Source organism: Leisingera sp. ABM4_101 (assembly GCF_056158725.1).
In genome coordinates this window covers 16,718-39,991 of the sequence record NZ_JBSWTV010000002.1, presented here as the reverse complement: position 1 = coordinate 39,991, position 23,274 = coordinate 16,718, and the positions used below count along the sequence as shown (strand labels likewise).

General features: G+C 62.7%; 13 protein-coding genes. All 13 read left to right on the top strand.

Features of this window, described 5'->3' with window-relative positions:
- The first annotated feature begins 10 nt into the window (after positions 1 to 10).
- On the top strand, positions 11 to 1,501 hold the full coding sequence (locus tag ACXAEK_RS01260) for an aldehyde dehydrogenase family protein (RefSeq protein ID WP_475039345.1): 1,491 nt from the start codon (positions 11 to 13) through the stop codon (positions 1,499 to 1,501).
- Positions 1,498 to 2,760 carry a hypothetical protein gene (locus ACXAEK_RS01255; RefSeq protein ID WP_475039343.1) on the top strand — a complete coding sequence of 421 codons (1,263 nt, stop codon included), beginning with the start codon at positions 1,498 to 1,500 and terminating at the stop codon, positions 2,758 to 2,760. The genes ACXAEK_RS01260 and ACXAEK_RS01255 overlap by 4 nt, the downstream gene beginning before the upstream one ends.
- A 108-nt stretch (positions 2,761 to 2,868) precedes the next feature.
- Complete coding sequence (locus ACXAEK_RS01250; RefSeq protein WP_475039341.1) at positions 2,869 to 3,882, top strand: glutamate cyclase domain-containing protein; 1,014 nt, start codon at positions 2,869 to 2,871, stop codon at positions 3,880 to 3,882.
- 22 nt (positions 3,883 to 3,904) lie between these two features.
- Positions 3,905 to 5,164 carry an aminotransferase class V-fold PLP-dependent enzyme gene (locus ACXAEK_RS01245; RefSeq protein WP_475039339.1) on the top strand — a complete coding sequence of 420 codons (1,260 nt, stop codon included), beginning with the start codon at positions 3,905 to 3,907 and terminating at the stop codon, positions 5,162 to 5,164.
- A 318-nt stretch (positions 5,165 to 5,482) separates the two neighbouring features.
- Complete coding sequence (locus tag ACXAEK_RS01240; protein ID WP_475039337.1) at positions 5,483 to 6,109, top strand: TetR/AcrR family transcriptional regulator; 627 nt, start codon at positions 5,483 to 5,485, stop codon at positions 6,107 to 6,109.
- An 11-nt stretch (positions 6,110 to 6,120) separates the two neighbouring features.
- Complete coding sequence (locus ACXAEK_RS01235; protein ID WP_475039335.1) at positions 6,121 to 7,668, top strand: sulfatase-like hydrolase/transferase; 1,548 nt, start codon at positions 6,121 to 6,123, stop codon at positions 7,666 to 7,668.
- A complete protein-coding gene (locus ACXAEK_RS01230) occupies positions 7,662 to 8,417 on the top strand; it encodes an ABC transporter ATP-binding protein (RefSeq protein WP_475039333.1) in 756 nt (251 codons plus the stop codon). Before ACXAEK_RS01235 ends, ACXAEK_RS01230 begins: the two co-directional genes overlap by 7 nt.
- Positions 8,417 to 9,163, top strand: coding sequence for an ABC transporter ATP-binding protein (locus tag ACXAEK_RS01225; protein WP_475039331.1), 747 nt, complete (start codon positions 8,417 to 8,419; stop codon positions 9,161 to 9,163). Before ACXAEK_RS01230 ends, ACXAEK_RS01225 begins: the two co-directional genes overlap by 1 nt.
- Positions 9,163 to 10,023 carry a branched-chain amino acid ABC transporter permease gene (locus ACXAEK_RS01220; RefSeq protein WP_475039329.1) on the top strand — a complete coding sequence of 287 codons (861 nt, stop codon included), beginning with the start codon at positions 9,163 to 9,165 and terminating at the stop codon, positions 10,021 to 10,023. The genes ACXAEK_RS01225 and ACXAEK_RS01220 overlap by 1 nt, the downstream gene beginning before the upstream one ends.
- Entirely contained in the window at positions 10,020 to 10,928 is a 909-nt protein-coding gene (locus tag ACXAEK_RS01215) for a branched-chain amino acid ABC transporter permease (protein ID WP_475039327.1), read from the top strand. The genes ACXAEK_RS01220 and ACXAEK_RS01215 overlap by 4 nt, the downstream gene beginning before the upstream one ends.
- A complete protein-coding gene (locus tag ACXAEK_RS01210) occupies positions 10,925 to 11,476 on the top strand; it encodes a carboxymuconolactone decarboxylase family protein (protein WP_475039325.1) in 552 nt (183 codons plus the stop codon). The genes ACXAEK_RS01215 and ACXAEK_RS01210 overlap by 4 nt, the downstream gene beginning before the upstream one ends.
- A gap of 22 nt (positions 11,477 to 11,498) precedes the next feature.
- Complete coding sequence (locus ACXAEK_RS01205) at positions 11,499 to 12,731, top strand: ABC transporter substrate-binding protein (RefSeq protein WP_475039323.1); 1,233 nt, start codon at positions 11,499 to 11,501, stop codon at positions 12,729 to 12,731.
- Positions 12,732 to 13,208: 477 nt separating this feature from the next.
- The gene (locus ACXAEK_RS01200) at positions 13,209 to 23,249 is read left to right on the top strand and encodes an Ig-like domain-containing protein (RefSeq protein ID WP_475039321.1); all 10,041 of its coding nucleotides are present in this window, start codon (positions 13,209 to 13,211) and stop codon (positions 23,247 to 23,249) included.
- Positions 23,250 to 23,274 lie beyond the last annotated feature (25 nt).

The window sequence follows — 23,274 nt, the reverse complement described above, 5'->3', positions numbered from 1 at the left end:
GAAGGCGAAAATGGCGGAACTGCTGGAACCAAAGCTGCCCCAAGCGGGGCTGGCCGGGTGCTATATCAACGGCGCCTGGCACTGGCCTGAAAGCGGTGAAACGCTGGCGGTCGAGAACCCTTCCCGCCGCGCGGCTATCTGCGAGGTAGGACGCGGCACGGCACGCGAGGTTGATTTGGCCGTCCGGGCCGCCCGTGCCGCTCTGCCGGCCTGGCGCTCCCTGGCGGCCGCCGAGCGCGGCAAGCTGCTCGCGGAACTCGGGCGCCGGCTGGAGGAGAACGCCGAGGAGGTGGCCCGGGTGCTGGCGGCCGAGAGCGGCAATGCCATCAAGACCCAGTCGCGCGGCGAGGCGATGGGTGCGGCGGGCGTGCTGAAGTACTACGGCGGCGTGGCGGTGGAGCAGAAGGGCGAAACGCTGCCGCTGGGGCCGGGCTTGCTCAGCTACTCGACCCGCGAGCCGCATGGAGTGGTGGGCTCGATCATCCCCTGGAACTCGCCCTTGCAGCTGGGCGCGGTGAAGATCTCGATGGCGCTGGCCACCGGCAACTGCCTGGTACTGAAACCCGCGGAAGACGCGCCGCTGGCGATCCTGAAGCTGGCCGAGCTGGCCGACGGGCTGTTCCCGCCGGGGGTGTTCAACGTGGTGACGGGCCTGGGCGAGGAAGCAGGAGCTGCGCTGGCCAGCCATCCTGGCATCGACAAGGTGTCCTTCACCGGCTCGTCGGAAGTGGGCAAGCTGATTGGCAAGGCCACTGCCGACCGCATCGCCAAACTGACGCTGGAACTGGGCGGCAAATCCCCGACGATTGTCTTCCCCGATGCCATTGCCAATGGCCGGCTGGACAGCTGCGCGCAGCAGGTCGCCAATGCCATGCGCTTTGCCCGCCAGGGCCAGAGCTGCACCGCAGGCTCGCGGCTGTTTGTGCATAAGGACATCTGGGACGTGCTGATGCCCAAGGTTGCGGAGAAATCCGCGGCGCTGAAAGTGGGCGATGCGCTGGACCCGGATGTCGACATGGGCGCGGTTGTGAACGCAGAGCGCTATGGCGAGATCCGCGGCTTTGTGGCGGAGGCCGAGGCGCAGGGAGCCGAGTTCCTGATCGGCGAAACCCCGGCGGAGGATCCGGCAGGCTTCTGCCCGAACCCGACCATTATCACCGGTGTCGACAACAGCTGGCGGATCGCCCGCGAAGAGGTGTTCGGCCCGGTCATGGTGGCGATCCCGTTTGAGACCGAGGCAGAGGTCATCGCGATGGCCAACGACACCCATTACGGGCTGGCGGCCTTCCTCTTTACCCATGATGTCAGCCGGATCACCCGCCTCACGCGTGCCATCGATGCGGGCTGGATCCAGGTGAACCAGGGCGGCGGCCAGATCCCGGGCATGTCCTATGGCGGCACCAAACAGTCGGGCATGGGCAGCGAATACTCGATCGAGGGCGCGCTGGAGGCCTATACCTACCGCAAATGCGTCACCATCAATATCGAGGCGGATGCATGAGCACCGACCGTTTCGGCAATGCCATTGACCCGGGCGTGGGCTATGCCCGGGGCTCGCTCTTGGCGGGATCCGCAGATGAAGTCCGGCGGCTGGCTCAGGCAGGCCGCGTCGCGGCAGACTTTGTTGCGCGGGAAGGCATCGGGAAAATCGCCATCTGCACCGGCAACCTGCGCTTCTACCCTGTCACGTCCGCAGACCTGCCGGAGCTCTGCGAGGAATGGGTCGGCCCCGGCCTTTACGGCGAGGAGCTGCGCCAGGCGGCCATTGCCCATCTGGGCGGCAAAGGGGATGAGGCCGCAGCCGTGGTCAACCGCACCAGCGCCGGCATCGTGGCCACGGTGCTGGCCCATGCCGGCGGCAAGCCGGTGCTGTCGCTGGTGGCTGCAGGAGATCGCAGCCATGCCTCGGTCCTGCGCGGCGCCAAGCTCGCCAATGTGGCAGTGAACGAAGTGCACGATCTTGCCGGTACCGAACAAGCCCTGGCCGAAGATGCGCCTGCGCTGATGGTGATCACGCCGGTCACCTCGGAACTGGCGATGCTGCCGGATGATCTGATCCGCGCCGCCGCCGCTGCGGGCAAGGCGGCGGGCTGCGTGGTGTTCATGGATGACGCCTATGGCGCCCGGTTCCGGCCTGTCCTGCATGGCGGCGACGCCTCGCTCACGTTCGGCGCCGATCTGGTCATTACTAATGCCGACAAGGCGGGGCTGTCGGGGCCGCGCGCCGGTGTCCTTTGCGGCGATCCCGCCGTGTTGGTGCCGGTGCAGGCCAAGGCCAGCGAGCTGGGCATGGAGGCGCGCGCGCCAGTGGCCGTAGGAGCTATGCGCAGTCTGCAAGGCTTCACCCCCGATCTGCTGATCCAGGAGGCGCAGGACGGTCAGGATCTGGCGGCGGCGCTGGAGGCGGCACTTGGCACAGAGCGGGTCAGCCGCTCGGCGCTGGGGCCGAAGATCGGCGAAGAAGATGCAATGGAGATCGTGCTGGAGATGGCGGGCAAGTCCTCTGCCGCTTGGGTGCCTGCCGAGGTCACCGCCGCCGCGGGTATGCTGATGCTGCGTGAAAAGGGCATTGTCACCGTCAATACCCATGGTCAGCCCGGCGGCCGGGTCTCGATCCGGCTGAAGCCGACGTCCGGCGCGGTGGCGCGGGCAGGTGGGGCTGCGGTGGTGGCAGAGTGCCTGGTTTCGGCACTGAAGGAAACCGCAGCGCATCTGGACGATGCGGATTGGTTTGCAAACCTGCTGTTCGGGGAGGGGTAAGTGCAGGTTTTGAAGAGAGCCAACGCCCGGCTGCAGGCCGGGCTGCGCCGTCCCGCCACCCCGCGGGACGGCGCAACCCTAGGAGCCGATCAAGATGGAAAGACGTGAATGGAAAACCAAGACCTGATCACCCGGCTCGACAACCGGCTGGACCAGCTGGTGAATATCGACATGGGCGAACGCGGTGTCGAGCACCTGTTTGAAGCGGCCCGCGCACTGCAGGGCGGTTCCCTGATCGGTGCCGCGGCGGACGCGCTGATGGCGGTGCCCGAAGGCGGCACAGTGGTGCTGACCACCGGCTCGGTCTCGCGCGCCTGGATCACCCCGGATTTGGGGGAGAACGACGGCCCCTCCGGCGCGGCGGCAATTGCCCGGGCGCTGGTGCTGGCGCGCAATGCGACCTGCGTGATGCTGTGCGAGGAAACCCTGCTGCCCGCGATCCGCAATACCTGCCAGGCGGCGGGGCTGTTTCCGGTCTCGCTGGAGCAGGCCGCCATCGCGCGCGCCGACAAGAGCCTCGCCACCATCGTGATGCTGCCTTATGCCACCGAAGACGAAGCCGGCCAGGCGCAGGCCGTGCAGATGCTGGACGAGCTGCAGCCGGACCTCTTGTTCTCGACCGAGCGGGTCGGGCGCAATGAATACGGCGTCTACCATTCGATGAAGGGCATTGATTACGGCATGGGCCGGGCCCGGATCGACTTTCTGTTCGACGAGGCTTTGGCCCGCGGCATCCCCGTGGTCGCGGTCGGCGATGGCGGCAATGAGATCGGCATGGGCAAGGTGGCGGACCATGTAAAGGCGCATGTGCCTTACGGCGATACCTGCCAATGCGGCTGCGGCGGCGGCATCGGGGCGGTCACCTCCTGCGACGTGCTGGTTACTGCGGCCTGCTCGAACTGGGGCTGCACCGCCATTGCCACGGCCATGGCGGCGCGTGCGGGCGACGCCAAGCTGCTGCACACCCCCGAACGCGAGGCCTTGCTGCTGGACACCATGGTGGCCAATGGCCTCATCAACTCCACCCACGGGATCGTCGATGACAGCGTCGACGGCTTCCCCCGGCAAAGCCACCTTGCGGTGGCCGAGCTGTGCCGTACTATCGTGAGCCGCGCGCTCTGACTTCTGACAGGACTTACAGGATATGATCCAGAACAACCCCGCCCTCATCGGCGCCATCCGCGACCGCTTTGCCCATGTGGACAGCTGCCCGTTCCAGGGCGAACGCATCTTTTTCGAGAACGCCGGCGGCGCGCTGACGCTGAAATCGGTGGTCGAGACCTCGGCGTTTTATGCCGCGATCCCCGACAACCCGGGCCGCATCAACCCGGCAGGCCAGGGCACCCAAGGCAAGATCAACAAGGCCAAGGAAGACATGGCCGTGTTCATGAACGCCCCGTCCGGCCAGTTCTTTGCCGGTGAAAGCGGCACCGAGCTGTTGTTCCGGATGATCCGCACGGCCTGTGTGAACGCGCCCAAGGGGGCCAAGGTGATCGGCTCCTCGATCGAGCACCCGGCCACCCGCAGCGCCGCCCGCCGCTGGGCAGGGATTGCCGGGCTGGAATATGTGAACGTTGCCCACAACAAGGAGACCGGCCTGGTCAGGGCGGAGGATTACGCGGCGCTGATGACCCCGGATGTGGCGGTAGCAACCATCCTGCATGCTTCGCCGGTCACCGGCATGGGCATGGATGTGGCGGCGATTTCCAAGGTGATCCGCGCAGTTGCGCCGGACTGCCTGATCATCGTTGACGGGATCCAGCACGCCGCCCATGGGCAGCTGGACCTGGCTGCATATGATGTCGATGGCTACGCGGTCTCGCCCTACAAGGTTTTCTCGCGCCATGGCTACGGCATTGCTTGGATTTCGGACCGGATGACGGCGCTGCCGCATGACATGCTGATCGGCGCCCCCGCCACCGGCTGGGAGTTCGGCACCCGCGACACGGGCTCTTACGCCACTTGGACGGACGTGGTGGACTATTTCGAATGGCTGGGCGGCGAGGTATCTTCCGAACCTACCCGCCGCGGCAGGATTGAGGCTGCCGGCCGTGCCATCCAGGCCTATGAAACCCACCTGACCAATGCCGCGATCAACGGCACTGGCAACCTGCCGGGACTGCGCGACATGGCGCATGTCACCATTCTGGCGGGTGCAGACAACCCGGCGCGCGAAGGGCTGGTGTCTATTGTGGTGGACGGCATCGCCTCGGAAGAAGTGGTGGAGATCCTCAACGCCCAGGGCATCCGCACCCATACCCGCAAGGCGGATCACTACTCGGGCAACGTGCTGGACCCGCTGGGGCTGCCGGACTGCATTCGGATTTCCTTTTGCCATTACAACACCGAAGGCGAGATCGCCAAGATGCTGGCAGCGGTGAAGGAGCTGGGCAGGGAAGGCTGATCCAGCCGGACCGGTGCTAGATAGGAAACCGTTTCCGGCAGCAGCGCCGGGAATGGGGCCGCCGGGAGCTTAGATTTGGTTTCTTGGAAGGGCTGGGCCTTTTGGGGTCCGGCCTCTTTTACGCACGCTTAGACACCCTGCACCGTCAGCGTCCTCGGCAGTTTGTTTGCGGCCCCTGTCCTATTGGGGCCGCCGCGGACGATTTGGCGCATGGCGCGGCGTCTTATCAGTAAATAAAAACAGTCATGACTGTTTTTTATTGACGCGGCATCAAGCGCGCTCTTAGGGTAGTTTCAGGCCCGGCAGGGAAAGAATCGGATGGACCAGGTGACAAAACGCACCCAGCAGCAAAAAAGCGAAGACATGCGGGCCAGACTGCGACGGGCGACTTTGCTCACGCTGATGGAAAAAGGGTTCCGCAACGCGGGAACACCTGAAATCTGCCGTCAGGCCGGCGTGTCGCGCGGTGCTATGCTGCACCATTATCCGACCCGCAACGCCTTGCTTCTGGATGCGGCCATTGATCTGTGGCGGGAAGTGCCGGAGCGGCTCCGCGGGCTGGTTGGCGGTCTGAAAGACGGCGCCTTTGATGTCGATGCCTTTGTCGATGGGGCCTGGGAAAACATGTTTGCCGACGATGTGGTGCTGCCTTCGTTGGAGTTGACCCTGGCCGCGCGTTCAGATCCGGAGCTGGCAGAGCCGGTCGCTGAAGGACTGCGGGAGTTGTTCAACAGCTACTATGAAATCCTGCACGGAACCTTTGCGGCGCAAGGGTGGGACGAGGCGGCGATCCGCGACAGTATCAATCTGGTGCTTTGCTCCCTGCGCGGGCTCAAGGTGCAATCGCTGGTCTATCACAGCCCGCAATTTGAGGCCGAAATGATGGCTTCGCTTAAAAATGCCTTCAAACACGCCATCCAAGCGATGGCGGGAGAGACGGACTAACAGGAACCAACATGAAGACGCTTAGGAATGTGCTGCTGGTCATAGCTGACCAGTGGCGCGGGGATGCTATTGCCTGCTGGGGGCATCCGGATGTGCAAACACCGCATCTGGATGCCTTTGCGGCCGAAGCAGTGTCGTTCCGCCGGCACTATGCGCAGGCTGCGCCCTGTGGCCCGTCCCGTGCCTCACTCCTGACCGGGCGCTACCTGATGAATCACCGGCAGGTCAGCAATGAAACTCCATTGCCGGCAGGGATGCCCAACCTAGCGCATCTTGTGGCCGGATCGGGGCGGGAGCCTGCGATCTTCGGTTATACCGACACGCCGAATGATCCGTACAACGCTGCACAGCTGCAGCCATGGGTCTGTCCGGGGTTCGACACCAAGGCAGGCTTTTTCTATCATGACAGCTTTGCTGCCTGGCGGGCCTGGCTGGCAGAGCATGGTGTACAAATCGCAGAAAGCGGTGATCCCGAGAGCATTTTCTTGCCTGCAGGCGGCTACGACCGCAGCCAGCCGCTGGCTCCCTGCCAGTACCCTGCCGAGCTGAGCGACACCGTTTTCCTGTTCGGCGCAGCGGCGGATTACATCCGGTCCCGCGCAGGCAAACCTTGGTTCGTAAGCCTGAACTGCCTGCGCCCGCATCCGCCCATGGTGGCGCCGGAACCTTTTAACAAGATGTTTGATCCGGAAGCCTTGGCACTGCCTGAGCGCAGCATTCCGCCCGCGGAAGTAGCCGGATCCCACCCCTTCCTTGCAGTCTCGCTCAAGGCCCATGGCGCCAAACGCTATTTCCGGGCAGATCTTGAGCCCGGCGCTGTGACAGAAGCGGACGAGCGCAATATGCGCGCGGCATATTATGGCAATATGGCAGAGGTAGATGCCCGGTTCGGCGCGCTGGTGGCGGAGCTGAAGGCGGCGGGTGAATGGGATCAGACACTGGTGATCTTCACCTCGGATCACGCTGATCAGCTGGGCGGCAACTGGATCTATGGGCGGCGCGGGCCGTTTCCCGGTTTGTTCCACATCCCGCTGATGATCCGCGACCCGCGTTTTCCGGCGCAGCATGGCAACAGCGTCGATGCCTTCACCGAAACCACCGACATTTTGCCCACCATTGCCGAGGTGTTGGGGCAGCCGGTGCCGGAGTGTGACGGCCGCTCACTGGCCAGCTTCCTGCAAGGCAGCGCACCTGAGGCTTGGCGAGACTATACGGTGTGGGAAACCGACTACCGCGAGCTGCAGCTGATTCCGGAGATGGCTTCCTATCTGCCAGAAAGCCCGGATGACTGTTGCTTCACTGCGCTGATGTCGCAGGCGTGGCTTTACATCCATTTCCCAGCGCAGCCTGCGCTGCTGTATGATTTAGCAGCTGACCCGCGATGCGAACGCAACCTGGCGGGCGACCCGGCCCATGCGGCCGATCTGGCCCGTAGCGCCCAGACGCTGCTGACGCATCGGATACGGCACACCCCCAAACAGTTATCGGACTATTGGCTGCCCTACGCGACCAATGGGCTGGCACGGAAAATCTGGAACACGGAGGAGGAGACGTGCTGAGGATTTCAGGTCTGACAAAGACCTTTGGGGCCTTCCGCGCCCTGAATGTCGGGCAAATCGACATACCCCGCGGCGAGGTGACCGGCATTGTCGGCCCTAATGGCGCGGGCAAAACCACACTGTTCAACACGGTGGGCGGCGCAATCCGGCCTGATGGTGGCAGCGTCACCCTAGATGGCAGCGACATAACTGGCCTGCCGTCGCACCGGCTGGCAGAGAAGGGTCTGGTGCGGACCTTCCAGATCTCCCGCGATCTGGGCGCGCTGACCATTCTGGAGAACCTGCTTCTGGCCCGGCCCGGCCAGTATGGCGAGGGCCTGGCAGCAGCGCTGTTTTCCCGCGCCCGCATCCGGGCAGAGGAGGAAGCCGCAATCGAACAGGCCCGCACATTGCTGCAGCGGGTGGACCTGTGGCGGCTGGCGGACCAATCGGCCAGCAGCCTGTCGGGCGGGCAGAAGAAGCTGCTGGAAGTGCTGCGGGCAATGATGCTGTCGCCCAAGGTGATCCTGCTGGACGAACCAGCGGCAGGCGTGGCGCCGACAATGGAGGGGGTGCTGTGCGACTTTATTCTCAGCCTGAAAGAGGAAGGCGTCACCTTTGCCATTGTCGAACATGACATGGAGATGATCGAGACGCTGTGCGACAGCGTCTATGTGATGACCGAGGGCCGCGAGATGATGCGCGGCACGTTCGAAGAAGTCACCACCGATCCCTGTGTTCTGGAAGCATATCTGGGGAGCATGGTGTGATGGGCAGTACCCTCCTGGCAGTTGAAAACCTGCGGGCCGGCGACGGCGGCGGCGATATCATCAAGGGCGCGGGGTTCTCCGTCTCCGAAGGTGCCGTCTCAACCATCGTCGGCCCCAATGGCGCGGGCAAATCCACGCTGGTCAAGTCGCTGGTCGGCCTGCTGACACCACGCGAAGGCACAATCACCCTGGCGGGCAAGGATGTGACCCGGCTGAACGCGCCTTCCAAGGCGCGCGCTGGCCTGGGCTATGTCCCGCAGGAGCACAATGTGTTCCGCAACATGTCGATCGGCGAGAACATGACGCTGGCCTATGAGTTCATCTCCGGCGGCTCCAAAGGCCTGCGCGAGGCGCGCGACCGGGTTTTTGCCATCTTTCCGGACCTTGCCCACCGCGAGGCGGATCTGGCGGGCAACCTGTCGGGCGGGCAGCGGCAGATGCTCGCCTTCGGCTGCGCCTTGATGCCGAACCCGAACCTCTTGCTGCTGGATGAGCCGAGCGCGGGACTGTCGCCGAAATACGTCGCCGAAATGTTCGAGGCGGTGAAGGGCGTGAACCAAGCCGGCGTGTCGATCCTGATGATCGAGCAGAACGTCAAGGAAGCCATGGTGATCTCGGAGACTGCCATCGTGCTGGTTGCGGGCACGGTGCGAGCGCAGATGCCCGCTGCGGACTTCATGAACCATCCCGACATTCACGCGCTCTACATGGGTACTGCGGATGCCGGCGCAAAGGAGAGCGCCTGATGCTCCAGATCCTGTTGAACGGCGTTGTCTCGGGGCTGCTGGTGGCCCTTCCGGCGATTGCCCTTTCGCTGACCTATGGGGTGCTGAACTTCCCCAATTTCGCCATCGGCTCGATGATCACCGCGGGCGCGTATATTGCGTTGTTTTTCAATGTGGATATTGGCGTGCCGATCCTGCCGGCCGCAGTGCTGGGCGCAGGAGGACTGGCAGCAGTGGCACTGGCAACCGACCGGCTGGTCTATAAGCCACTGCGCAACGCGGACCATGTGACGCTGCTGGTCGCCTCGATGGGGGTCTATTTCGTGCTGGAAAACCTGGTGCGCTTCCTTTGGGGTTCCGACATCCGCGGCTTTGACATCGCCGTCGCCCGGCCGCACCGCTGGATGGGGCTGCGGGTCAACAACGAGCAGATCACCATCGTGGTTGTGGCGCTTCTGGCCATGGTCGCGGTCTGGTTCATCCTGATGCGCACGCCCTTGGGCCGCGCCATGCGGGCAGTGGCCGACAATCCGGATCTGGCCGACGTGCGCGGCATCAGCCGCAACTACGTGATCGCCATGGTCTGGGCCATTGCCGGGGTGCTTGCGGCTTTTGCCGGGGTGCTGATCGGCATGGACGGCATCGTCGACCCGCTGATGGGCTGGAATTATGTGCTGCCGGTCTTTGCTGCCGTCATCCTCGGCGGCATCGGCAATCCGCTGGGTGCGGTCATCGGCGCGCTGTTGATCGGCGTGGCCGAGGAACTGGCCACCCTGGTGCTGCCCACCACCTACCGGCAGGCGGTGTCCTTCCTCATCATTGCGCTGGTGCTCTTGCTGCGCCCGCACGGACTTCTTGGCAAAGCGAGGATCAGCAGATGATCGGCTACCTGACCGCAATCCTTATCTTCGTCATCATATCTGCCCTGATCGGCCTGGCGCTGAACCTGCAATGGGGCCAGGCGGGGATGGTCAACTTCGGCATCTTCGGCTTCTTTGCCGTGGCGGCCTATGTCTCGGGCCTCAGCGCCCTGGCCGGGGTGCCCGCCTTGATCGCTGCGGCGCTGGCTGTGCTGGTTACGGTGGCGCTCAGCATCCTGGTCGCTCTGGTCTCCGCCCGATTGCGCGAGGATTACCTGGCAATTGCCACGCTTGCCTTTGCCGAGGCGGTCCGGCTGTTCCTGCTGAACGAGACCTGGCTGACAGGCGGTGCCAACGGCCTGCCCGGCATCCCGCGCCCGCTGTCCGGTTTGGCCACCGGCCTGCAATATGAGCTGCTTTTCCTGGCCATCTCCCTGGTGGTGCTGGCAGCCTGCTTTGCCTTTGCCCAGATGCTGACGGTCTCTCCCTTCGGCCGCGTCCTGCGGGCCCTGCGCGAGGATGACCTGGTCACTGCCACCCTTGGCAAGACCACGCTCAGCTTCCGCATCCGGGCCTTTGCCGCAGGCGGGGTGATCATCGGCGCGGCCGGCAGCCTGCACTGTTTCTACTTTAGCTATATCGACCCCACGCAGTTCGGCGCCTTTGTTACCGCTTATGCTTTCATGGCGGTGATTGCCGGCGGGCGCGGCTCCAACACCGGGCTGCTCTTGGGTGCGGCCTCTGTCATGGTGCTACTGGAAGGCACCCGCTTTCTGAAAGACCTGATGCCCTTCCTGGATGCGGGTCAGGCGGCTTCCCTTCGCCTGATTCTCATTGGTGCGGGCCTCATCCTCCTCTTGATTTACCGCCCGCAGGGGTTTTGCCGCGAATACCGCCTGCAGGCCGGAAAGGGAGACAAGTCATGAGCAGAATTCCCATTGTCGCTGCTGATGACCTGCCGGAAGAGGCCCGTGCCGTCTTGAAGGAGATGACCCGCTATGGCCCGTTCGGCAACCTGGGCGGCGCGCTGGCGCACCGGCCGCCGGTCCTGAAGCATATGTTCGCGATGCTGCTGGAATTGCGGGACGAGGCGGTTCTGCCGCGTCGGTCGCTGGAACTAGCGCTGGTTACCGTCTCCAAGCTGAATGATTGCACCTATTGCGTCTCGCACCACGCGCCAATGCTGGCAGTGGAAGGGCTGAGCGCTGAGGGGATTGCCCGGCTGCCGCAGGCCGTTGACCACCCGGAGCTGGATGACTGCGACCGGGCCGTGGTGCGCTATGCCGAAGCTGTCACCAATCGCGCCAGCCGCATGAAAGATGAAGAAGTCACCGGCCTTCGCCGCTGGTTCAGCGATGCCCAGATCGCTGAGCTGACCTGGCGCGTCGCGCTGTGTAGTGCCTTCAACCGGTTCAACGATGCCTTGCAACTGACGCTGGAAGACGGGGTGGAGGAGATCCCGACCGGCGCCTGATCCTACAGAGGAGGAAATCACCATGACACAACTTACCCTGAGCCGCCGCAGGTTCCTGGGCAGCGCCGCTGCGGGCATTTCCGTGGGCAGCCTGCCCCTGCCTGCACTTGCCGGCAATGGCCCGGTTAAATTCGGTATGATCTCGCCACTCACTGGCGGCGGCGCGTCCTATGGGCCGAATATCGTCAAGGCTGCCCAGGTGGTTGCAGCACAGATCAATGCCGCAGGCGGCATCCTGGGCGGCCGGGAGATCGAGGTTTTCGCCGAGGACAGCGAAACCAACCCGACATCCGCCGTGCGGGCCGCGCGCAAGCTGCTGGATGTGGATCAGGTCAGCTCCATTATCGGGATGTGGGGTTCCGGGCCGACCCTGGCGGTAAAACCGCTGGCGATTGAAAAGGGCGTGTCTCTCAGCTGCCTGGGTGCAGCGGACGCAATCACCGAGGGCGACAACGGCGGGCTGATCTGGCGGTTCCAGGCCACAGGCCGCGAATGGGGGGTGCCGCCGGCCAAGGCGATGCTGGCTGCGGGTCACAAGAAGGTCGGCATTCTGGCCGTTCAGACCGCCTTTACCCAGTCAATGATCGCACCTTTCGTGGAAACCATCGAAGCAGGTGGCGGTGAAGTCGTGGTGCAGGCCGAGGTGAAACCCGATCAGCCGTCGTTTCGCGCAGAAGTGGATCAGGTGATGGGCGCGGATGTGACAGCCGTATTCCTGCCTGCCTATGTCACCCAATTCACCTCGATTGCCAAGGAATGGTACCGCGGCGGCTATGAGGCCGAACTTTACACGCTGACAATCGCGGCCAGTGCAGGCACCAATGGCGGCGGCAAGTTCATCAGCGCTGTCGGCAATGAGGTGGGCGAGGGCATCCACCACCTGCAGGCGACCAATGACATCAGCTCCCCCGCGTACAAGGAATTCGAGACGCTGATGGGGACGGAGCCGGGCAGCTTTCTGCCGTTCTCCGCGCTTTGTGCCGACAGTCTGGCGGTGCATGCGGCGGCGATGGAAAAGGCGGGCAGCGCCGACGCCACGGTTTATACCAAGGAGATCCTTGCCATCACCAATGGCAGCGGGGAGAAGACCGGCGGCGTTGTCAGGCTGCTGGAGGCGGTCCGGGCTGGAAAGGACGTGGACTATACCGGCTATGGGATGGACGTGGCATTCCACGCGGACGGCAATTTGAAAGACCGTCCCTTCGCGCATTTCGTGATCCGCGGCGGCAAGGACGAAGAACTCGGCACCGTGTAAAAGACACTGGCGGCACGGCGGGTTTTGCTATTCTGCCGTGCCGCCCAGCATCGCGGGCATTCTACATTCTACATTCTACATTCTGCATTCCGCCAGGCGCTTGGGCGGAGTTGCCGTTTTGGAATAATGCACGCGCATCAGGAGCAGACATGCTCCCGTGCCGTCCAATCAGAACGAACCCTAACAAAAGACAAAGATAACTCGGCGCTTATACCTTAAGTTTATGTGGTCCTGACCGTTGGTTTATGCGTTTTGAGCCTAGGTTTATTGTGCCCGCGGGGATCAAGTGCGATCAAAGGCGAAGACGGTGCAGAAGCATCGCGGGCGCAGGGCTGAGGCGGGGCGCCGGGCAGGGAAACACGCCAGGCTGAAATTTTGACAAGGCGCTTATCAGAGCGCCTTTTCTGCCTGCGGCACATGCGTTCTCTGATGCAACGGATGATCGCCCGGAACTCTGGGCAGCGCAGGAGAGAACGGGTGGTCAAGACTGTCACGACGGATGCCGGGGCCTTTGCGGTTTACGAAGCCTATTTGCGCGCAGCAGAAGGCGGCAGCGAGCCGCTGCTGGATCTGAGCGATGCAGGGTTATACGGCAGCAGCGGCCAGGGGATGACCGCGGCGGAATTGCAGCAGGAGAATATTGATATCTCCGCGGCGCTGCTGGCGGGCGAGCAGGGCTACGGCGTTGCCAACCCGCTGTCGGTTGAAGCGGTCAGCCAGATCGCCGAGTCCTTGCTGGCGCAGGTCAACCAGGTCTCCGGCCTGACGGCGGAGCCCAATGCCAATTTCACTGATGCCGAGCTGCAGGCACGGGCGGACCAGTTGTCTTCTGACATGCTGGCGGAGTTCCAGGCGCAGATCGCGGCCAACCCATCCGTGGCGGTGGTATTGCCCAGTACGCCGGAGGAGCAGGCTCAGTTCAACCGGGGCGTGGCAAACGCGGTTAAGGATCTGGCTGACGCGCGGGGCTACTTTCAGAAGCTCGCGGCAGGCGATACCAGCCCGGAAGTGATCGGGTTGACGGTTGCAGCGGCAGTGAAAACCGCAACCGGCATTCTGTCGGTTCTGCCGCTGCCGCCGGCCGCGAAAGCGGCAGTGAACATCGTCAACTTTGCCACCTACCTGGCACCCGGCATTGCCGCGGCGGTGAAGGGCGATGGCGATCCGGCGACCCTGCTGACCATTGCGGTGCAGATGGCCACCTCGGTTTTGACCTGGGGAGTGTCAGACTATTTCTTTGACTATATCGCCCCGATCATCGTTTCGGCAGCTGCCAACGCAGAGATGGGAGCCGACGGGCTGATTGATCTGTCGCCGACGGCAATTACCCAAGGGCTGATCGAGGCCGCGGTGCATGACAACGGCGGCACCCTGCCGGACTGGTGGTACCAGGCCACCGGCGGCAACAGCGGCAGCTTCGACCAAACCTACCAGAAGGCACAGGCAATTGCGGATGCCTATGGCGGATTTGGCAGCGACAGCTTCATGGCCGGGCTGTCGGCGCAGATCCGGGCGCAGTACGGCAGCTACGGGAAGTATTACCAGGAACTGACGCTGAACCTGGACCCGAACGAGGGCGCAACTCGGTATTACTTTGCGTATAATGGGGTCTGGGAAACCCGGCCGATATTTTCCGCATCAAACGTAATTTTCCCGGGCGTAGACCCCAACACGACCAATCCCTGGGACCTGATCCACGTCACCAATGCGCCCACTGCGATCAATGGCGGGCTGTACATCCTGGAAAAGGACACCGCTGTTTTCAACGCCAGCGGTAATGTGGATACCGTGTACGCGCCGGCCGGGCGGCCGGTCAATCTGCTGGCGGGCAACGACTCGTTCAATTTCGCGCAAGACGCCGCGGGCGGCACCGGTGCCAGCCCCTACTACCAGACTGTCACTGCGGGGCTTATTGATGGCGGCGACGGCTGGGATCTGCTCAGCACGGTTGGCCTGACTGAGGGCAATGCCGCGGGCTATACCGGCGATATCGTCATCGACCACAACACGGTGCGCTATGTCACCGGGCAGTTTTACGGTCTGGATGCGTCCAACTTCCGCACCATTGCCACGCATCAGAACTTTGAGGAGTTCCACACCGGCAGCCTGCGCCTCTTTGATATGCGCCAGTCTGCCTATGCGGTGAAGCTGACGGCGGAGAATGCGACAGACGGTGTTTCGCAGTCTCATATCTACGGGTCAGCCTATGGCGACACGCTGATTGTCGACAGCGGCCGCAGCGTCACTGCCCGCATCACCCTGTGGCAGGGGCAGGTCACCTCGGTCAGCTATGGCGACAACAGCAGCCAGTTCATTACCGTTGATGCCGGCGCGGGCCATGACTACGTCGCGGGCGAACTGGTCAATGGCGCCACCTATCAGGGCGGTGCGGGTGTCGACACGTTTGAGATCCTGACCCCGGACGTGAACCGCGCGCCGGAGCCGTATATCCAGGCCAAGACCTATTTCGTGACCTCGCTGGATCTGGAGAGTGGCGCAACCTGGATGCGAACCCATGCGCAAGGCACCAACGCGCCGCCTTTTGTTCTTCATGTGTTTTATGACGTTCTGGTCCACACCGATACAACTGCCACCGTGCAGGGGTTCGAATGGGCTGTCGGCAGCCAGTACAGCGACATTATCTATGCGCTGAATGCGGGTTCGCGCATCCGCGGCCAGGCGGGTAACGATACGCTGCACGGGCGCGACGGGCGGGATCAGCTCTATGGCGGCGACGGCCATGACTCGCTGCTGGGCGGCGGCGCCGCCGATCGGCTGCAGGGCGGCAGCGGCAACGACACGCTGGACGGCGGCGCCGGCCGGGATGTCATCATGGGCGGCGCCGGGCATGACGTGATCACCGACCTGCAGGGCGCCAACCTGATTTCCGGCGGCGCTGGCAATGACAGCATCACAACGGGGGATACCGCGAACGAGATCTTTGGCGGCGACGGCTACGATACCATCACAGCCGGCAATGGCGGCAACACGGTCTCGGGCGGGGCCGGCAATGACCGCATCACTACCGGCAGCGGCAACGACAGTGTCGATCTCGGCGCGGGAGTTGACGAGCTCTTTGCGGGTGCAGGTGATGACACTGTCACAGACACCTGGGCCCCGGGTGCTCTGGTTTCGTATTACGACCGGTTTACGCTGCAGAACGTTTACCGCAGTGCCACCGTGGATGGCGGCGAAGGCTACGATGTTCTGACCCTGGACATGACAGGCTCTTCGATGGTTTTTGCCGATATCGGCACTTTCCAGTCCGCCAGCTTTTCCTACGATTTTGTCACCGGCGTCAGCCAAGGTGCTCTGCCCACCAGCTATGTCAATAGCTATGTCAATTTCGAGGAAATCCATCTGACCGGCGGCAACATCACTGTCGATATGGTGGACTGGCTGGATTACGAGCCGGATTTCCGGCCCTCAATTGCCGGTCATGCGATCAACAACAGCATCGGCACTGGCAGCGGCAATGACAATGTGGCGCTAGGGGCAGGCAACGACACCTATTACGCGGGCCTTGGCAACGATACCATTGCCGGGGAAAGCGATTACGACACCCTCGACTACAGCCGTCTGGATGCAGCATATTCGGTCGACTTCTCTGGGCTGGATGCCAATGGCAACGGCAGCATCCGCATTCTGAACGGCGATGGCACCCTGGCGGCCACCGATACTGTTTCCGGCTTTGAGGCGATCACCGGCACCGCGCACGGCGAGGCGATCTCACTGGATGCGGGCGGCAACGCATTGCGCGGCGGCGGCGGCAACGACACCCTGCGCGGCGGGGCTGGAAATGACCGGTTCCTGTTCGGCCAGAACGACGGCGCCGATGTGCTGGCAGATGCGGCAATTGGCGACGTGCTGGTGTTTTCTGGCCCAGATGGCACCACTGCGCCGTCTCTGGCACGCAGCGGCAGTGCCGGAAATTACACCTATACCGTCACTTTCGGCAGCACGACGGCCACCTTCATCTCGCCTGATCTGCTGGACCTCAATACAGCCTCCGCCAGCGCCGGCGGCACCACCATCTGGGAGATGACTGTGGTGGACGGCACGCTGGTTGCGCGGGATGACAGCGGCGGCGCCTTCAGCACCGACGAGGACACGGTGCTAACCACCGGCGATGTGCTGGCCAATGACACCGATCCGGGCCTCGCCAATGTGCAGATCGTGTCCTTTGACGCGGTTTCGGCTCATGGCGCCACTGTGACGAGGGTGCCGGGCACCGGCCAGTTCACCTATGACCCGGCCGATATCTTTGACGGGCTGATCGACGGGCAGTCGGGCACCGATACCTTCACCTATACGGTCTCAGACGGGACCACGACAACAACCGCCACCGTCACCATCAATATTGCGGGCTTCACCGACAATCCGGTGGCCTATGCCGACAGCGCCACCACCACTGAGGACGCGCCGGTCACCATCGACGCGCTGGCCAACGACCTGGACCCGGGTGCGCAAGATGCGGTTGTCACGCAGTATGACAGCACCGGCACCTGCGGCGGCACGGTGGTCTATAACGGTGACGGCACCTTCACCTATACGCCGGGGGCGGGCTTCAACAGCCTGGGCGTGGGGGAGACCGGTACCGATTCCTTTACCTATACGCTGGACGACGGGCGCTATGCTTCCACCACCACTGTCACGGTGACTGTGACCGGGGTGGATGACCTATTCACCGCGCAGGACGACAGCCGCATCCTGCTGGAGGATCAGGTCGCAACGCTGGATGTGCTGGCCAACGATACCGACCCGGACGGCGATCCTGTCAGCCTGGTCAGCGTTGGCACCCCGAATGTGGGGACTGCTCAGATCGTAAACGGCCAGATCGTCTACACCCCGCCGCTGAACTACAACGGGCCGGTCACCTTTACCTATGACGCCACCGACGGTGTGAGTACCCAGACAGCCACAGTCTCGCTGAATTACGTGGCGGTGGATGATGCGCCGACCATCGTGAATGACACGGTGACTGCAACGATCGGCCGCGGGCCGGTGGTGATTGATGCGGTTGCCAATGACATCGACCCCGAGGGCGGCGCCATTACTATTTGGGGGGCAAATGCCTGGTCGCATCAGGCAGGTCCGGTACAGATCATCGACAATCAGATCGTCTGGAACCCCGCGTCGAACCTTGGTCCAGGAACCTACCAGCTGTATTACGCAATCCGGGATGAAGCCGGCCACAACGCCTACAGCGGTCAAATCAGCGTCACGCTGATAGACGAGCAAGCCCCCTATGCGGTTAACTATATTGTTCAAGGCTCGGAAGATGCACCGCTTACGGTTTCCGGCACAGCGTCCTTTTTCGACCGGAATGGTGATACGCTAACGGTTGTCAGCATTCAGACCGAAAACATTGCCAATGCAACAGTGATTGACAATGGGGACGGGGCATTTACGGTCACTCCAGATGCCAACTTTGTCGGCACTGTTTATGTGCCAGTTGTTGTCTCGGACGGCATCCACGAGGTGGCGCACACTCAACAGGTCCTGTTCAACAACACCTATGATCCGATCACTCTGCACGAAGATATCTACCGTATCCGCCCGGATGAACTGCTTACCGTTCATACCGCGGATCTGCTGGCCAATGACGTCAATCCTGACGGCGCCCTGAATGGCTTTGTGACATCAGCCGGGTTTGGGGTGAACGGCACTGTCACCGGCTATGCAGGCGAAAGCCAGACCGCTAACTACGTCAGCCACAGCCATCCGGGAATTATGACCGGCCCCAGCGCCATTCTCTTGTCGCAGTCGGGGGGGCGGGTCAATTTCACGCCCGATGCCGGCTTCCACGGCATTGCCACCTTCGAGTACAATTTCTTTGAGCGTGCAATCCACGCTTACACGCCGGTCAATGGCACTGTCTCGGTCTATGTCGACAATGACGTGGCCGCAGCGGACGACACCGCTGCCACCGCCGAGGACACCGCTGTCGTCATCAACGTGCTGGCCAACGACAGCGACGCGGATGGCGATGCGATGGTGGTGCACCGGGTCGATCAGCCCGCCAATGGCAGTGCCGAGGTGCTGCCGGATGGCACCATCCGCTATACTCCGGTCGCCAACTTCAGCGGCACCGAAACGATCACCTATTACGTGGGGTCTGAGTTCCAGCCGGAAAGTGCCGCCAGCACCGCGACCATCACCGTCACGGTAGCTCCGGTCAATGATCCGATCACCGCGGTGGACGACAGTGTCACTACGGCAGAGGATAAGCAGGTGGTGCTGGACCTGACCGGCAACGACCTGAACCCGGATGGTTTCACCGGAGCAGTCTTGTCCGTTGGCACCCCGGCGCATGGCGCCATCGTGCAGACCGGCCAGACGATTACTTATGTGCCGGATGCCGATTTCAACGGCACCGACAGCTTCAGCTACACCCGCGAGGACGGGCTCGGCGGCACCACCACGGCGACCGTCACCGTCAGTGTGACCGCGGTGAATGACGCACCGGTTGCTAATGCCGACAGCGTGACAGTGGCAGAAGACGGCAGCCTCACATTCGATCCGCGCGGCAATGACAGCGATCCGGAAGCCACCGCGCTGAGCGTCACCGCCCTGGGCACGCCCGCCCATGGCAGCGCGCAGATCAACGCGGACGGCACCGTGACCTATGTGCCGGATGCAAATTATTTCGGCAGCGACAGCTTCACCTACACGGTGAGCGACGGCGAGCTGACCGCGACGGCCACCATCGCTGTGGCCGTGCAGCCGGTGCAAGACGTGCCTGTTGCGGTGGACGACAGCGCAATCACGGCAGAAGACACGGCTGTGGTGATCAACGTCATCGCAAACGACACCGAGTTGGACGGGCAGGCCCTGGCCGTGACCGCCGTCACCGGCGCGGCCAATGGCCAGGTGCATTTCAGCGGCGGCCGGATCACCTATACGCCGGATGCGGATTTCAACGGTGCCGAGCAGCTGACCTATACCGTCTCGGACGGCAATGGCGGCACCGCCTCCGCCACGGTGGACATAACCGTGACCCCGGTGAACGATGCGCCGGCGGTGATGAATGACAGCTCAAGCGCAGTGCAAAGCGCCACCCAGACACTGGACCCGCTGGCCAATGACAGCGATGTGGATGGCGGCCAGCTGAGCATCACCGCGCTGAACGGCACCGCCGTGCAGCCGGGGCAGTTCGTGAGCCTTGCCAGCGGTGCGCTGGTTTTCCTGAACGGCGACGGCACCGTCAGCCTGTTCCCGGGCGGCAACTACGACCATCTGACAAAGGACCAGAATGCCGTTGAAACGGTCAGCTACACGGTGTCCGACGGGGCGGGCGGTATGTCCACCGGAAGCATCCAGTTCACCGTGACAGGCATCAACGATGCCCCTGTCGCGGTGCCCGACAGCGTCTCTACGCAGGAGGACATTGCGGTAACGTTGGGTGTGCTGGGCAATGACACCGATGCCGAGGGCAACCCGCTGACCCTGACCGCAGTTGCCGACCTGGCCAATGGCGCCGTCAGCTTCACTGCGGCGGGCAGCATCACCTATACGCCCGATCCGAATTTCAATGGCACCGAAGTGATCACTTATACGGTCTCCGACGGGCAGGGGGGCAGCAGCACCGGCATCCTAACGGTCAATGTGGCTCCAGTGAATGATCTGCCGGTAGCGGCAAATGACACTGCCGCCACCAATGAGGATACCGCGGTCACCATTGATGTGCTGTCAAATGACAGCGATGCGGAATCTTCCAGCCTGCTGATTGCGGAAGCATCCAATGGTTCCAACGGCACAGTTGAAATCGTGAACGGCCAGCTGGTCTATACGCCAGAAGCCAATTTCTTTGGCACCGACAGTTTTACCTATAGGGCAGGCGACGGCCAGGGCGGCACCGCACAAGCAACCGTCACCGTGACCGTGAAGCCGGTGCAGGACGCCCCTCTGGCTGCACCAGACAGCGCGGTAACCACTGAAGATACTGCAATCACAATAGATGTCACAGCCAATGACACTGAGCTGGATGGGGAAGCTCTGACAGTGACTGGCGTCACCGGTGCGGCGAATGGCCAGGCTCAGTTCACTGGCGGCCAAATCACTTACACGCCGGATGCGGATTTCAACGGCAGCGAGCAGCTCGTCTATACTGTCTCGGATGGCAATGGCGGCACTGCAACCGCAACGCTGGATATTACCGTGACCGCAATAAATGACGCACCGGTTGCGAATGCCGACAGTGTGACAGTGGCGGAAGACGGCAGCCTCACCTTTGATCCGCGGGGCAATGACAGAGATCCGGACAGCGCTGCACTTAGCGTCACCAGCTTGGGCAAGCCGGGACATGGCTCTGTGCAGATAAATAGTGATGGAACAGTGACTTATGTTCCAACGGTCAACTATTTTGGCCACGACAGCTTTACCTATGTGCTGAGCGATGGGGCTCTGGTCTCCACCGGGACTGTCACCGTAGTTGTGCAGCCAGTGCAGGACGCCCCCTTGGCCGCGCCCGACAGTATCGTAACCGCCGAAGACTCGCCGGTCACCATTGATGTCACAGCCAATGACGCGGAACTGGATGGCGACTTCCTGGTTGTGACCGGAGTAACCGGTGCGAGGAACGGCCAGGCTGAGTTCTTCGGGGGGCAGGTCACCTACACGCCGGATGCGGATTTTAACGGGTCCGAGCAACTTATCTATACTGTTTCGGATGGCAACGGCGGCACCGCTACGGCGACGCTGGATATCACAGTGACCGCAGTGAATGACGCGCCTGAGGTCGCCAATGACACAGCTGTAACGACAGAGGACAGCACGGTCTCCCTCGCTCCCCTGGCTAACGACAGCGACCCTGAAGGCAGCGCGCTGGTGATCACATCGCTGGACGGCACCCCGGTTACGGCGGGGGAAGGCGTTTCGCTGGCCAGCGGTGCCATCGCGACGCTGAATGCGGACGGTACTGTTACCTTTGACCCCAATGGCGCCTATGACGGATTGCAGTCCGGAGGTGCGTCTGCGGTGGTCCGGATCCCTTACACTGTTGCGGACGCAGGCGGGCGGACGTCCACCGGCGCTATTGAGGTCACAGTGACCGGAGTGAACAATCCAGCGGCCTTCTCCGGGCAGCTTCATGCCGGAATATCCGAAGATAGCAGCAGTGTAAGCGGGCAGATTGCTGTCTCTGACCCTGACAGCCCGGCGCAAATGGCGCCAGGCAGCTTCGTGGGCAGCTATGGCAGCCTCAGCCTCGCCGCGGACGGAAGCTGGACATATACCCGGACCGCTGTTCTGGATCACTTGGAGCCGGGCGAAAGCGTTGTAGACAGCTTTGCAGCGGAGGCGCTGGACGGCACCCCTGCTGTTTTGGAAGTCACCATAGAGGGAGCGCTGGACCACCTCAGCATCACCGGCACGCCTGCAAATGAAGCCCTGGCCGGTGGAACCGGTAATGACACCCTCACCGGGCTGGGCGGCGATGACGTGATTTCAGGCGGTGCCGGATTTGATTATGCAGCCTTCCTGGGCAACAGCGACGAATTCGCCTTTGCCTTTTCTGCAGGTGGCAGCGGTATCATTGTAACGGATACCAATGCGCTGGACGGGCTGGATGAAGGCAGCGACACCCTGCAAGCTGGCACTGAGGCCCTCCTCTTTGGCGACGGCACGGTTGGAGAAATTGCCTGGAACGGTGCGCAGCCTGTTTCGCTGATCCTGCGCAAGAACGGTCAGGCCGTCTATGAGCTGAAGGAAACCAGTGGTGGTGCAGAAAAAACGGTCACCTACAAGGACGGTGCGATTGACACCGTCACCTATACCGATCCCGGTGCAGATGGCGGCGCCAAACCCTGGGCGTCGCGCACTCAGACGCTCAACGGGAGCGGCCAGGTGGCACAGAGCGAGATCGTGTTTGACGACGGCTCCACCCGCACCATCCATAACACCTATGCAGACGGTGTGCTTGCGACCCGGACAGTGACCGACGGCGCAGGCAGTGCCAGCAGCGCCCGCTGGGACAGCATCCTGCGCAGCATGGATGCCGATGGGAACATTTTGCAGGCTGCCATCGTCTACGACGATGGCACCACACGGACCAAGCAGAACACCTACACCAATGGTGTCAGAACCAGCCAGACCGTGACCGACGGCACTGACAGCGCAAGCAGTGCCAATTGGCAGACCCTGGTGCGGACCCTGGACGCCAACGGCCAGGTACAGCGGGTGGAGGTGGTCTTTGACGATGGCACCACGCAGGTCCGGGAGAACATCTATGACGGTGGCATCCGGATCAAACAGGTTATCACCGACGGCAGCGGTGCCCAAAGCCGCGCTGCGTGGAGTGTTCTGGAACGTTACTTCGATGCTGATGGCAACCTGTCGAGAAAAGTGGCCAGCTGGGATAACGGCGACAGGACCACGAAACTGTTTGAAGCCGGCATCCTGACCACCCGCATCCAAGAGGATTTGAACGGGGACCGGCCGTTTGAGATAAAGACTACAAACTATGCTGCCGACGGCAGCATCATCGGCACAGACTATGTCTGGGACGTGATCGGCTAAATCTCAATAACGTGGACCCGCCGTG

Excerpts from the sequence above, each read along its gene's own strand:
- ACXAEK_RS01260 (WP_475039345.1), top strand. The coding sequence starts at position 11 with ATGGCGGAACTGCTGGAACCAAAGCTGCCCCAAGCGGGGCTGGCCGGG.
- ACXAEK_RS01255 (WP_475039343.1), top strand. The coding sequence starts at position 1,498 with ATGAGCACCGACCGTTTCGGCAATGCCATTGACCCGGGCGTGGGCTAT.
- ACXAEK_RS01250 (WP_475039341.1), top strand. The coding sequence starts at position 2,869 with ATGGAAAACCAAGACCTGATCACCCGGCTCGACAACCGGCTGGACCAG.
- ACXAEK_RS01245 (WP_475039339.1), top strand. The coding sequence starts at position 3,905 with ATGATCCAGAACAACCCCGCCCTCATCGGCGCCATCCGCGACCGCTTT.
- ACXAEK_RS01240 (WP_475039337.1), top strand. The coding sequence starts at position 5,483 with ATGGACCAGGTGACAAAACGCACCCAGCAGCAAAAAAGCGAAGACATG.
- ACXAEK_RS01235 (WP_475039335.1), top strand. The coding sequence starts at position 6,121 with ATGAAGACGCTTAGGAATGTGCTGCTGGTCATAGCTGACCAGTGGCGC.
- ACXAEK_RS01225 (WP_475039331.1), top strand. The coding sequence starts at position 8,417 with ATGGGCAGTACCCTCCTGGCAGTTGAAAACCTGCGGGCCGGCGACGGC.
- ACXAEK_RS01220 (WP_475039329.1), top strand. The coding sequence starts at position 9,163 with ATGCTCCAGATCCTGTTGAACGGCGTTGTCTCGGGGCTGCTGGTGGCC.
- ACXAEK_RS01215 (WP_475039327.1), top strand. The coding sequence starts at position 10,020 with ATGATCGGCTACCTGACCGCAATCCTTATCTTCGTCATCATATCTGCC.
- ACXAEK_RS01210 (WP_475039325.1), top strand. The coding sequence starts at position 10,925 with ATGAGCAGAATTCCCATTGTCGCTGCTGATGACCTGCCGGAAGAGGCC.
- ACXAEK_RS01205 (WP_475039323.1), top strand. The coding sequence starts at position 11,499 with ATGACACAACTTACCCTGAGCCGCCGCAGGTTCCTGGGCAGCGCCGCT.